Origin of the sequence: Pseudalkalibacillus hwajinpoensis (assembly GCF_015234585.1) — a bacterium.
GTDB lineage: Bacteria > Bacillota > Bacilli > Bacillales > Guptibacillaceae > Guptibacillus > Guptibacillus hwajinpoensis_B.
This window is the reverse complement of sequence record NZ_JADFCM010000001.1, coordinates 1-12,692: the sequence shown is the minus strand read 5'-3', so window position 1 is coordinate 12,692 and position 12,692 is coordinate 1. Positions and strand designations below refer to the sequence as shown.

Here is a 12,692-nt window from a genome sequence, read left to right as displayed (position 1 = left end):
ATATCTCGACAATGATTTATGTAGTAAAAGCATACCACTAATCCCTTTTATCCGGTACAGGATCAAAACCGCCAGGATGAAAGGGGTGGCACTTTGAAATTCTTTTAACCGTCAACCAGGAGCCCTTAATAAATCCATGCTTCTGGTAAGATTCGAAACTGTAATGAGAACAGGATGGGTAGAAACGGCAAGATGGGGGAGTTAATGGAGAAATAAACTTCTGATAGACGCGAATTAGCATCAAAGCCACTTTCTTCATTTAGAATCCCTTCCTTTACTAACTTGTTTCGCACCTCTCAATACACGCGCTCTATTAAGCACATGAATTAAGCTGCTCTTCACTTCCTCGAAACTCATCTCTGAAGTAGGCTTTCGTGCAATTACGACAAAATCGTAAGGAAATTTGATTTGATCTGACAACTGATGGAATGATTCTTTCACAAGTCGCTTCACACGATTCCGTGTCACAGCATTGCCGATCCTCTTACTTACTGAAAGACCTAATCGAAATTGAGGCTGATCATTTCGCTTTAATACATACACAACAAATTGTCTGTTTGCAGTTGAGTTTCCATTTTTGAAAACGTTCTGAAACTCAGAATTCTTTTTAATCCGGTAGTTGCTATTCAATCCGCACACTCCCAGTGTTACTTGGATAAGCATATTATAAACCTTATCTTAAAAAAAGACCACTGATGATCAGTGGTCTATGCAGACAATACTTTTCTACCTTTACGGCGACGACGAGCAAGAACTTTACGTCCGTTAGCTGAGCTCATACGTGCACGAAAACCGTGAACTTTTTTACGTTTACGTGTGTTTGGTTGAAACGTTCTTTTCATTCTATTACACCTCCCTGAGGATAAACTGTATAAAGACAGTCCAAGTAATTATAAGAAAAGACATGGGGAATTGTCAAGTTTAATTAAAATATCAAACACACTTTAACTAAAAGCAATCATTTAAATCTACGATGATCTCCACCAAATAAAGATTGATCAAATCATTTACAAACCTCTTAAAACACCCGTGTGGATAACTCGATTCGACACTTTTCACTTATTCACATCACTTATCGACAGGTTCTACACAAAATCTAGTGCTGTGGACAGTTTTGATCCACAAGATATGTCCTCTGTGGATAACCTCCCGAAAAACATTGCAAACAAGCTATTCTTTTGTTATGATATTTGTGTTTTAACTCGTGAATAAGCTAGAGTGGATTTAAAAGAGTCCACAGTCTGTGGATAATTATGTGGACAGTTATTCAGGTATGTTATTCTTTATGTCCACAACCATGTGAACACAGTCAATAATTCGACTTTCTTCTATATTATATGATCCGCTTTGATATTGTGGACAGTATAATTATTCGTGAATATTCAAATGATTGTACAAAGGTTGTACGTTGGCACATTAGGCGACTATCGTCAGCGAATACAGCCTGTTTTTATTTTGGTGAAAAAACATAAGGGTCTGTTACAATGTCACCCGGTCTGATGATAAGAGTCATTCAGAGGCCCGAACTAAGCTCACGATATTAATTTTATTTACTTTTGAACAAAAGGAGGGACTTCGTTGGATAACATCACGGATCTCTGGCAACAGGCATTATCCGAAATCGAAAAAAAATTAAGTAAGCCGAGTTTCGAAACCTGGTTAAAGTCCACTTCTGCTAACAGAATGGAAGGCGACACCATTATTATTACTGCCCCCAACGAGTTCGCTAGAGACTGGCTCGAATCTAGATACTCAAGTTTAATAACGGAAACGTTACTTGAGCTAACAGGCAGTGAACTCAAAGCAAAGTTCATTATTCCCCAGAATCAGTCCGATACTGATTTGGATCTTGAACAATCTATGAAGAAAAAACCAAAAGCAAATCCCGCTCAGGAAGAACATCCGCAGAGCGTGCTAAATTCCAAATATACGTTTGATACTTTCGTTATTGGATCGGGGAACCGTTTTGCTCATGCAGCTTCCCTGGCAGTGGCTGAAGCGCCAGCTAAAGCTTATAATCCTTTATTTATTTACGGGGGGGTTGGCCTAGGAAAAACACACTTGATGCATGCAATTGGTCACTATGTCATTGAGCATAATCCGAATGCAAAAGTGGTGTATTTATCATCCGAGAAGTTTACTAATGAGTTTATTAACTCCATTCGCGATAACAAGACCGTTAATTTTCGCAATAAATATCGAAATGTAGACGTACTACTGATTGATGATATTCAATTTCTAGCTGGTAAAGAACAAACCCAAGAGGAATTCTTCCACACATTTAATGCGCTTCATGAAGAAAGTAAGCAAATTGTGATTTCAAGTGATCGACCACCTAAGGAAATACCAACGCTAGAGGACAGGCTACGATCACGTTTCGAATGGGGATTAATTACTGATATTACGCCTCCTGATCTTGAAACAAGGATTGCGATTCTTAGAAAGAAAGCGAAAGCTGAAGGTCTAGATATCCCAAATGAAGTGATGCTCTATATCGCTAACCAAATTGATACGAATATTCGTGAACTAGAAGGTGCTCTTATTCGAGTGGTGGCCTATTCTTCACTAATTAATCAAGACATGAATGCGGACTTAGCAGCTGAAGCTCTAAAAAATATTATTCCATCATCAAAACCTAGAGTCATCACCATCCATGATATTCAAAATGTTATAGGTGATCACTTCTCAGTAAAACTAGAAGACTTTGCGGCTAAAAAGAGAACGAAATCAGTCGCTTTCCCACGTCAAATTGCGATGTATCTATCAAGAGAACTGACCGATTTTTCTCTTCCGAAGATTGGGGAAGAATTTGGAGGCCGAGATCACACAACTGTGATCCACGCTCATGAGAAGATTTCAAAACTAGTGGATTCTGATCAAGCATTTCAGAAGAAACTGCAAGATATAGTAGAGCAGCTGAAAAATGGATAGTTACCTTTTTTGTGGATATTAGTTGATAGAGTGTGTACAATTATCCAGAGTTACTAACACACTATCCACAGGTGGATAACTTACGTGATATAGGTTCAATAACACTTATCCACACATTCACAGCCCCTACTAGTAAGACTACGACTTTTTTTAAGTAATAAATATATAATCAGGGTCATTTATTTAGGAGGTAAATTATGCGTTTCAAAATCGAGAGAGATTATCTAGTATCAAGCGTATCTGATGTCATGAAAGCAGTATCTTCAAGAACAACGATACCGATACTGACTGGTATTAAAATCGTGGCAAGCGATGAAGGTGTAACATTAACAGGCTCTGACTCAGATATTTCAATCGAATGTTTCATTCCCGCAGAGGAAAATGATAAACAAATTGTTGAAATCTCTCAGATGGGAAGTATTGTTCTTCAAGCACGTTTCTTCTCTGATATCGTTAAAAAACTACCAGGTGATCAAGTAGAAATTGAAGTTCACGATAGCTTAACAACGAGAATCCGTTCTGGATCTTCAGAGTTTAACCTTAACGGTCTAGATCCTGAAGAATATCCACGTCTACCAGAAGTAGAATCCAAAGAAGGATTTCAAATTCAAGCAGATCTCCTAAAAAACATTATTAGACAAACGGTATTTGCTGTTTCTACTTCAGAAACTAGACCGGTGTTGACAGGTGTAAACTGGAAGCTTGAGAATAGCGAATTAAACTGTACTGCGACAGATAGTCACCGACTTGCTCTCAGAACAGTGCAGGTTGAACCTAATGGTAATGACCTTTCGTTCTCAAATGTCGTTATCCCAGGAAAGAGCTTAAGTGAACTTTCTAAAATTATTGATGATAACGAAGAACTTGTAGATATTACGGTTACAGAGAATCAAATTCTATTTAAATCAAATCACATTCTCTTTTTCTCAAGACTTCTTGACGGAAACTATCCTGATACAAGTCGACTTATACCTAACGAAAGTAAAACAAACGTAACGGTATCAGCAAAAGAACTATTACAAGCAATTGATCGAGCTTCAGTTCTTGCACGAGAAGGAAGGAATAACGTAGTCAAGCTTGCAAGCATAGAGGAATCAACGTTAGAAATTTCCTCAAACTCTCCTGAAATCGGTAAAGTTATTGAACAGGTACAATCTCAATTCTTTGATGGAGAAGAGCTTAAGATTTCTTTTAGTGCTAAATACATGATGGATGCGTTGAGATCGATGGATTCCAATGAAGTGAATATTAGCTTTACTGGTGCGATGCGTCCATTCTTAATCAAGCCTATTGAAGGAGCTGCTATTATGCAGTTAATTCTACCGGTACGAACTTATTAATTTTAGTTAAAATTCATGCAAAAATATTGAGCTGCTGAGAAGAATTCTTCCAGCGGCTTTCTCTTTTTTCTTGCCATTGTGAAATTTCCACTCTATAAGTCATGCGTTTTAGTTAAAAAAGAGTTATAATAAACTATTGTCATCCTTCAAACTCGTCATCGTTGAATGGAGTAGAAGGAAAATGAGGTGAACGAAGATGAATGAAATCAAATTAATTAAAGAATACATCACTCTTGGCCAACTTCTTCAAGAAGCTGGAGTGATTAATACAGGCGGAATGGCAAAGTGGTTTCTGTCAGAGTACGAGGTCTATGTAAACGGAGAATTAGATGACCGACGTGGCAGAAAACTCTACAATCAGGATAAAGTGATGATTCCTGGAGTCGGGGAGTTTGTTGTATCTAGCTGAATGGGGGTTTCCCGTTGCATCTAAACACATTGAAAGTAACGAATTATCGAAATTACACGAAGCAAGAACTGCAGTTTGAAAATAACGTGAACGTTTTTCTCGGTGAAAATGCTCAGGGGAAAACAAACATCATGGAAGCTATCTATGTACTAGCTATGGCGAGATCCCATCGTACACCAAGAGATAAAGAATTAATCAATTGGGACGAGGAATATGCTAAAATAGAAGGTAGAATAGAAAAACGAAATGGTCCCCTCTCCCTCCAACTGGTTATTTCCCAAAAAGGTAAGAAAGCCAAACTAAATCAATTGGAACAGCAGAAACTGAGCAACTACATTGGTGCACTGAATGTTGTCATGTTTGCACCAGAGGATCTCAATCTGGTTAAAGGCAATCCTGGCGTTCGCAGAAGATTCATCGATATTGAAATTGGCCAGGTACAACCAGTCTATCTCTATTATCTTGGTCGATATCTGAAGCTTCTTCAGCAGCGTAACAGCTTGTTAAAGACCTTGCGATATCAAAAAAATCCCGATTATGTAATGTTGGATATCTTGACCGAACAATTAATTGAAGCTGCTGCGAATATTTATATACGTCGAGTTCGATTTGTTCAACTCCTTCAACAATGGGCTGAACCAATTCATTATGGAATTAGTAGAGGGCTAGAAAAACTTGAAATTCACTATAATCCAACTGTAGAGGTATCAGAACCAACCGATTTGTCGAAAATAGTAGATGGATATAAGCAAAAGTTTGATAAAATTAAAGAGAGAGAAGTTGAGCGTGGTGTTACCCTAGCGGGCCCCCATAGAGATGATTTGTCGTTTTTTGTAAATGGAAAAGACGTTCAAACTTATGGATCTCAAGGGCAACAGCGTACCACGGCTTTATCACTAAAACTTGCTGAAATTGAATTGATTCATAGTGAAGTAGGCGAATATCCTTTACTTCTGCTCGATGATGTTCTGTCGGAGTTAGATGATTACAGGCAGTCTCATCTTTTAAATACAATTCAGGGGAAGGTCCAGACGTTTGTCACAACGACTAGCGTCGAAGGCATCCATCATGAAACGCTTGAGAAAGCGACGACTTTTCAAGTCCAAGATGGACTAATCGAAAAGGTGAAATGAGGTGAAGTGGTGTTTATACACTTAGGAGAGGACGTAGTTGTTCAATCGAGAGATGTTGTTGGCATCTTTGATTGGCAAGTTATGGAGGAAGCGGAGATTACGAATGAATTCTTGCACCGCCATCAAAAAGATAAGCTAGTAGAAGATATTGGTGGTGATTTAACGAAATCAATCGTTATCACAACTGATACGGTCTATCTGTCCCCTTTATCTTCACTCACACTAAAAAGACGTGCTTATACAGTATCGGATAGTGTAGAAGTAACATCGAATGGAGAATCATCTTAAAACCAGGTTGGCTGTCAATCAGCAAGCTTAATTGAGTCTATCTTTGATAGAGAAATGTAGGTGAACAATATGACATTAGAGCAACAGTCTAATAAAGAAAGTTACGATGAAAGTCAGATTCAGGTCCTTGAGGGACTTGAGGCTGTTCGAAAACGCCCAGGAATGTACATCGGTTCCACAAGTAGCAGAGGACTCCACCATCTTGTTTGGGAAATTGTTGATAACAGTATCGATGAAGCTCTTGCAGGGTACTGTTCGCAAATTACAGTTAGTATTGAGAAAGACAATAGCATTAAAGTAGAGGATAACGGACGAGGCATTCCGGTCGGTATTCAAGAGAAAATGGGCCGCCCTGCAGTCGAAGTTATTATGACTGTGCTGCATGCCGGTGGTAAGTTTGGCGGCGGTGGATATAAAGTGTCCGGTGGACTGCACGGTGTAGGGGCATCAGTTGTAAATGCTTTGTCGTCTAAACTTGAAATTACGGTAGAACGTGAAGGCAAAGTTTATTATCAAAGCTATACACGCGGTGTACCTGATGAAGATCTTAAGGTTATTGGTGATAGTGATGTAACTGGGACAACTATTCACTTCATCCCTGATACCGAAATTTTTACGGAAACAATAGAATATGAATTTGATATTCTTGCTCACCGTCTTAGAGAACTTGCTTTTCTAAATCGCGGAATTAAAATTGTTGCGCAAGACAAGCGTCCTGAAGAAACAAAGCGTAATGAATATCATTACGAGGGCGGTATTAAATCATACGTTGAACATTTAAATCGTTCACGTGAAGCGCTCCACGAAGAACCAATCTTTGTAGAAGGTGAACGTGAAGGGATTTCTGTCGAGATCGCTGTTCAATACAATGATGGTTTTGCGAGTAATATCTACTCATTTGCCAATAACATCAATACGCATGAGGGTGGAAGTCATGAATACGGTTTTAAAACAGCCCTTACTCGCGTTATTAATGATTATGCACGAAAAAATAGTTTATTCCGTGAAACGGACCCTAACTTAACAGGGGATGATGTACGAGAAGGATTAACTGCAATCATTTCAATTAAGCACCCTGATCCTCAATTCGAAGGTCAGACGAAAACAAAGCTTGGAAATGCAGAAGCTCGTACAATTACCGAGTCTATTTTTGGAGAAAAGTTCTCTACATTCCTTTTTGAAAATCCCCTCGTTGCTAAGCAAATAGTTGAGAAAGGTCTTATGGCCTCACGCGCTCGTGCTGCAGCAAAGAAAGCACGAGAGTTAACAAGAAGGAAAGGTGCTCTTGAAGTGAGCGCTCTCCCAGGTAAATTAGCTGATTGCTCATCTAAAGATGCTTCTATTTCTGAACTCTATATTGTTGAGGGTGACTCAGCGGGTGGATCAGCTAAACAGGGACGTGATCGTCATTTCCAAGCAATATTGCCTCTAAAAGGTAAAATTCTGAACGTCGAGAAAGCACGTTTAGATAAAATACTATCAAATAACGAAATTAGAGCGATTATCACAGCACTTGGAACAGGTATAGGTGAAGATTTTGATTTATCAAAAGCTCGCTACCACAAATTAATTATCATGACTGATGCGGATGTTGATGGAGCCCACATTCGAACGCTTCTATTAACATTTTTCTATCGCTATATGCGTCCGTTGATTGAAAATGGCTATGTTTACATTGCCCAGCCGCCACTTTATAAGATTACACAAGGAAAAAAAGTCACTTACGCTTATAATGACCGCGAGCATGATATTATTTTGAACGAGATTCCGAAAGCTCCTAAGCCCGGTATTCAGCGATACAAAGGTCTAGGTGAAATGAATCCAACTCAGCTTTGGGAAACAACGATGGATCCTGAGTCTCGTACAGTACTGCAAGTTGAACTACAAGATGCGATCGAAGCGGATGAAGTCTTTGATATGTTAATGGGAGATCGTGTTGAACCGAGACGGAACTTTATTCAAGACAACGCCCATTATGTAAAGAATCTAGATGTTTAAGAAATAAGCTGAAGGGGGGAATCCCCCCTTTTCTGCTGTTCAAGGGTTAATAAGGCAATACAGCTAAATGTTATGAGATGAACAAGAGTATAATTGGAGGTTTTCCGTATGTCTGATATGGAAAGATCGAGAGTTAAGGAAATAAATATTAGTCAGGAAATGCGCACCTCCTTCATGGATTATGCGATGAGCGTTATTGTAAGTCGAGCTCTTCCTGATGTACGAGATGGTTTAAAACCAGTGCATCGCCGTATTTTGTATGCCATGAATGACCTGGGTATGACTTCTGATAAAGCTTACAAGAAGTCTGCGCGTATTGTTGGAGAAGTAATTGGTAAGTACCATCCACACGGTGATTCAGCTGTATATGACACAATGGTGCGCATGGCTCAGGACTTTAGCTATCGTAATATGTTAATAGATGGCCATGGTAACTTTGGTTCTATTGACGGAGATTCAGCAGCTGCAATGCGTTACACTGAGGCGAGAATGTCTAAAATCGCTATGGAAATGGTGCGAGACATTAACAAAGACACAATAGACTACCAGGACAACTATGATGGCTCTGAACAAGAACCAATTGTTCTCCCTGCAAGGTTTCCTAACTTACTAGTAAACGGAGCTTCAGGTATCGCTGTAGGAATGGCTACGAATATACCACCGCATAACCTTGGGGAAGTCATTGAAGGGATTTTGGAACTTAGTAAGAATCCAGAGATTTCGATACCTGAATTAATGGAGTTTATTCCAGGACCAGATTTCCCGACTGCAGCTGAGATTCTTGGACGTGAGGGTATTCGCAAAGCTTATATGACTGGTAGAGGATCAATTATCCAGCGGGCAAAAGCTGAAATCGAAGAATTTAGCAATGGTAAAAAGACGATCATTGTATCTGAACTTCCTTATCAGGTTAATAAAGCACGTCTTGTCGAAAAAATCGCAGAGCTTGTTCGCGATAAAAAGATAGAGGGTATCACAGATCTTCGTGACGAATCTGACCGCACAGGAATGCGTGTTGTCATTGAAGTGCGTAAAGATGCAAATGCGAATGTTCTCCTAAATAACTTATATAAACAAACTGCACTTCAAACTAGCTTCGGGATTAACACCCTTGCTCTAGTAGATGGACAACCAAAAGTATTAACGCTAAAAGAATGTCTTGAGCATTATCTAGAGCATCAAAAGGTTGTTATTAGAAGAAGAACGCAGTTTGAGCTAAACAAAGCGGAAGCAAGAGCACATATATTAGAAGGTTTGCGAATTGCACTTGATCATTTAGATGAAGTGATTAAATTAATTCGAGCTTCTGAAACAACAGATATTGCTAGAGAAGGCCTTATGACAAAGTTCTCGCTAAGCTATGATCAGTCTCAGGCGATCCTTGATATGCGACTTCAGCGTTTAACTGGTCTAGAGCGTGATAAAATTGAATCAGAATATCAAGAATTAATGAAGCGTATCGCTGAACTAAAAGCGATCCTTGCTGATGAAGAGAAAGTTCTTGAAATCATTCGCGAAGAGCTAGCGGAAGTAAAAGAAAGGTTCGCAGACAAACGTCGTACCGAAATAACGGTTGGCTTCGATATGATCGAGGATGAAGATTTAATTCCTAAACAAAATATTGTTATTACCCTCACACATAAAGGGTATATAAAGCGTCTGCCAATCGATACGTATCGTAGTCAAAAGCGCGGTGGTCGTGGAATTCAGGGGATGGGTACAAATGATGGTGACTTTGTTGAACACCTATTCACTACTCTGACGCATAATACGATTCTTTTCTTTACGAATAAAGGGAAGGTCTACAGACTTAAAGGGTATGAAGTACCTGAGCTTAGTCGAACGGCGAAAGGGATTCCAATTATTAATCTCCTTCAAATAGAAAAAGATGAATATATCACTGCAATTATTCCTATAGAAGAGTTTGTTGATGATTGGTTCGTTTTCTTTGCGACGAAGCAGGGTGTTGTTAAACGCTCTCCATTATCTGCCTTTGCGAATATTCGAAAGGGTGGGCTCATTGCCATCAACTTTAAAGAAGACGATGAGCTAATGGGCGTTCGTCTAACGAATGGATCGAAAGAGCTTATTATGGGAACGAAACAAGGAATGGCGATTCGCTTCCATGAAGAAGACGTTAGATCTATGGGGCGAACAGCTACTGGTGTTAAGGGGATCACCCTTCAGGAGAACGATCAAGTTGTCGGTATAGGCATTCTAGATGAAAACCAGGATGTACTTATTGTGACTGATAAAGGATTCGGTAAACGAACACCTGTTGAAGAGTATCGCGTGCAAACAAGAGGCGGTAAAGGTATCAAGACGTGTAACCTTACTGAACGTAATGGTGTGTTAACAGCTCTCAAGACTGTCACGCTTGAAGAAGAATGTATGATTATTACTGAGAGTGGCGTCATTATTCGTATCGATGTACAGGATATTTCTCAAACCGGAAGAAACACGCAAGGTGTGAGATTGATCCGTATCTCTGAAGGTGACTCTGTCGCAACGGTTGCGAAGGTAGAGATTAATGAAGAGGGGATCGAAGGTGAGGACATCGAAGATACAGAACCTACTAATGAAGTAAGTGCGGAAGAAATCATTGATGTTGAAGCTGAAGAGATCGTCGAGAATGATGATAACGACGATTCAAAGCCTGAAGAAGAGTAACAAGTTAGAAGAAGAGGAGAAATCCTCTTCTTTTTTTAATTTTTCTATTGCAATACTGATAAGCAGATGATAAGATGTAATTCCGTCGCTTTGACGGTGTCTCCAAAACCTTCTAATATTGGTTATAAAAAACTTATAAAAAAGTGTTGACGAGATAACGCATTACATGATATATTATTTAAGTCGCCGATAAACAACGGCGAAAACGAAAGAAACAAATCGATCTTTGAAAACTGAACGAAACGCCATGTAAGTAGTTGTTTCTACGGAAACAAAACATTGTTTTAAAGCTAGATTAAGCTTTCTATCGGAGAGTTTGATCCTGGCTCAGGACGAACGCTGGCGGCGTGCCTAATACATGCAAGTCGAGCGAAGAGATGGGAGCTTGCTCCCTGATCTTAGCGGCGGACGGGTGAGTAACACGTGGGCAACCTGCCCTGCAGACTGGGATAACTCCGGGAAACCGGAGCTAATACCGGGTAATACATCGCACCGCATGGTGCAATGTTGAAAGTTGGCTTTCGAGCTAACACTGCAGGATGGGCCCGCGGCGCATTAGCTAGTTGGTAAGGTAATGGCTTACCAAGGCGACGATGCGTAGCCGACCTGAGAGGGTGATCGGCCACACTGGGACTGAGACACGGCCCAGACTCCTACGGGAGGCAGCAGTAGGGAATCTTCCGCAATGGACGAAAGTCTGACGGAGCAACGCCGCGTGAGTGACGAAGGCCTTCGGGTCGTAAAGCTCTGTTGTTAGGGAAGAACAAGTACCGTTCGAATAGGGCGGTACCTTGACGGTACCTAACCAGAAAGCCACGGCTAACTACGTGCCAGCAGCCGCGGTAATACGTAGGTGGCAAGCGTTGTCCGGAATTATTGGGCGTAAAGCGCGCGCAGGCGGTCTTTTAAGTCTGATGTGAAAGCCCACGGCTCAACCGTGGAGGGTCATTGGAAACTGGAGGACTTGAGTGCAGAAGAGGAGAGTGGAATTCCACGTGTAGCGGTGAAATGCGTAGATATGTGGAGGAACACCAGTGGCGAAGGCGGCTCTCTGGTCTGTAACTGACGCTGAGGCGCGAAAGCGTGGGGAGCAAACAGGATTAGATACCCTGGTAGTCCACGCCGTAAACGATGAGTGCTAGGTGTTGGGGGGTTCCACCCTCAGTGCTGAAGTTAACACATTAAGCACTCCGCCTGGGGAGTACGACCGCAAGGTTGAAACTCAAAGGAATTGACGGGGGCCCGCACAAGCAGTGGAGCATGTGGTTTAATTCGAAGCAACGCGAAGAACCTTACCAGGTCTTGACATCCTCTGACAATCCTGGAGACAGGACGTTCCCCTTCGGGGGACAGAGTGACAGGTGGTGCATGGTTGTCGTCAGCTCGTGTCGTGAGATGTTGGGTTAAGTCCCGCAACGAGCGCAACCCTTGATCTTAGTTGCCAGCATTTAGTTGGGCACTCTAAGGTGACTGCCGGTGACAAACCGGAGGAAGGTGGGGATGACGTCAAATCATCATGCCCCTTATGACCTGGGCTACACACGTGCTACAATGGACGGTACAAAGGGCAGCAACACCGCGAGGTGAAGCGAATCCCATAAAGCCGTTCTCAGTTCGGATTGCAGGCTGCAACTCGCCTGCATGAAGCCGGAATTGCTAGTAATCGCGGATCAGCATGCCGCGGTGAATACGTTCCCGGCCTTGTACACACCGCCCGTCACACCACGAGAGTTTGTAACACCCGAAGTCGGTGGGGTAACCTTTATGGAGCCAGCCGCCGAAGGTGGGACAAATGATTGGGGTGAAGTCGTAACAAGGTAGCCGTATCGGAAGGTGCGGCTGGATCACCTCCTTTCTATGGAGAATTACGAAGGTAACTTACGTTACCAACCTTACATGAGCGTTTCGTTTAGTTTTGAAAGA

10 protein-coding genes and 1 rRNA gene are annotated in these 12,692 nt (G+C 41.2%); 8 read left to right on the top strand and 3 right to left on the bottom strand.

Annotation, left to right across the window (positions count from 1 at the left end; genetic code table 11):
• Positions 1-37: 37 nt before the first annotated feature.
• From yidD to rpmH, 3 genes are all read right to left on the bottom strand, one after another.
• The gene (gene yidD / locus IQ283_RS00055; RefSeq protein ID WP_194218142.1) at positions 38-259 is read right to left on the bottom strand and encodes a membrane protein insertion efficiency factor YidD; all 222 of its coding nucleotides are present in this window, start codon (positions 257-259) and stop codon (positions 38-40) included.
• Positions 256-630 carry a ribonuclease P protein component gene (rnpA, locus tag IQ283_RS00050; RefSeq protein WP_194218141.1) on the bottom strand — a complete coding sequence of 125 codons (375 nt, stop codon included), beginning with the start codon at positions 628-630 and terminating at the stop codon, positions 256-258. Before rnpA ends, yidD begins: the two co-directional genes overlap by 4 nt.
• Before the next feature lie 77 nt (positions 631-707).
• Positions 708-842 (bottom strand): 50S ribosomal protein L34, encoded by a 135-nt coding sequence (gene rpmH, locus IQ283_RS00045; protein ID WP_048311109.1) that lies wholly within the window; start codon positions 840-842, stop codon positions 708-710.
• Between the two features lie 736 nt (positions 843-1,578).
• Between rpmH and dnaA the strand changes: the two genes are divergently transcribed.
• The 8 genes from dnaA (at position 1,579) to IQ283_RS00005 (ending at position 12,624) form a co-directional block, all read left to right on the top strand.
• Positions 1,579-2,931: a chromosomal replication initiator protein DnaA gene (dnaA, locus tag IQ283_RS00040; protein ID WP_194218140.1), complete on the top strand. Its 1,353-nt coding sequence runs from the start codon at positions 1,579-1,581 to the stop codon at positions 2,929-2,931.
• A gap of 197 nt (positions 2,932-3,128) precedes the next feature.
• The gene (gene dnaN / locus IQ283_RS00035; RefSeq protein ID WP_194218139.1) at positions 3,129-4,271 is read left to right on the top strand and encodes a DNA polymerase III subunit beta; all 1,143 of its coding nucleotides are present in this window, start codon (positions 3,129-3,131) and stop codon (positions 4,269-4,271) included.
• 196 nt (positions 4,272-4,467) lie between these two features.
• Positions 4,468-4,680 (top strand): S4 domain-containing protein YaaA, encoded by a 213-nt coding sequence (gene yaaA / locus IQ283_RS00030; protein WP_194218138.1) that lies wholly within the window; start codon positions 4,468-4,470, stop codon positions 4,678-4,680.
• A gap of 14 nt (positions 4,681-4,694) precedes the next feature.
• Positions 4,695-5,813, top strand: coding sequence for a DNA replication/repair protein RecF (recF, locus tag IQ283_RS00025; RefSeq protein WP_194218137.1), 1,119 nt, complete (start codon positions 4,695-4,697; stop codon positions 5,811-5,813).
• A gap of 9 nt (positions 5,814-5,822) precedes the next feature.
• Positions 5,823-6,101: an extracellular matrix regulator RemB gene (remB, locus tag IQ283_RS00020; protein ID WP_194218136.1), complete on the top strand. Its 279-nt coding sequence runs from the start codon at positions 5,823-5,825 to the stop codon at positions 6,099-6,101.
• Positions 6,102-6,170: 69 nt separating this feature from the next.
• Complete coding sequence (gyrB, locus tag IQ283_RS00015; RefSeq protein ID WP_194218135.1) at positions 6,171-8,099, top strand: DNA topoisomerase (ATP-hydrolyzing) subunit B; 1,929 nt, start codon at positions 6,171-6,173, stop codon at positions 8,097-8,099.
• A gap of 108 nt (positions 8,100-8,207) precedes the next feature.
• Positions 8,208-10,769, top strand: coding sequence for a DNA gyrase subunit A (gene gyrA / locus IQ283_RS00010; RefSeq protein ID WP_194218134.1), 2,562 nt, complete (start codon positions 8,208-8,210; stop codon positions 10,767-10,769).
• Positions 10,770-11,073: 304 nt separating this feature from the next.
• A 16S ribosomal RNA gene (locus tag IQ283_RS00005) occupies positions 11,074-12,624 on the top strand.
• Positions 12,625-12,692 lie beyond the last annotated feature (68 nt).

Bases quoted from the DNA above. Each gene is read 5' to 3' on its own strand.
- yidD (WP_194218142.1), bottom strand. From the start codon at position 259: ATGAAGAAAGTGGCTTTGATGCTAATTCGCGTCTATCAGAAGTTTATT.
- rpmH (WP_048311109.1), bottom strand. From the start codon at position 842: ATGAAAAGAACGTTTCAACCAAACACACGTAAACGTAAAAAAGTTCAC.
- dnaN (WP_194218139.1), top strand. From the start codon at position 3,129: ATGCGTTTCAAAATCGAGAGAGATTATCTAGTATCAAGCGTATCTGAT.
- yaaA (WP_194218138.1), top strand. From the start codon at position 4,468: ATGAATGAAATCAAATTAATTAAAGAATACATCACTCTTGGCCAACTT.
- gyrB (WP_194218135.1), top strand. From the start codon at position 6,171: ATGACATTAGAGCAACAGTCTAATAAAGAAAGTTACGATGAAAGTCAG.
- gyrA (WP_194218134.1), top strand. From the start codon at position 8,208: ATGTCTGATATGGAAAGATCGAGAGTTAAGGAAATAAATATTAGTCAG.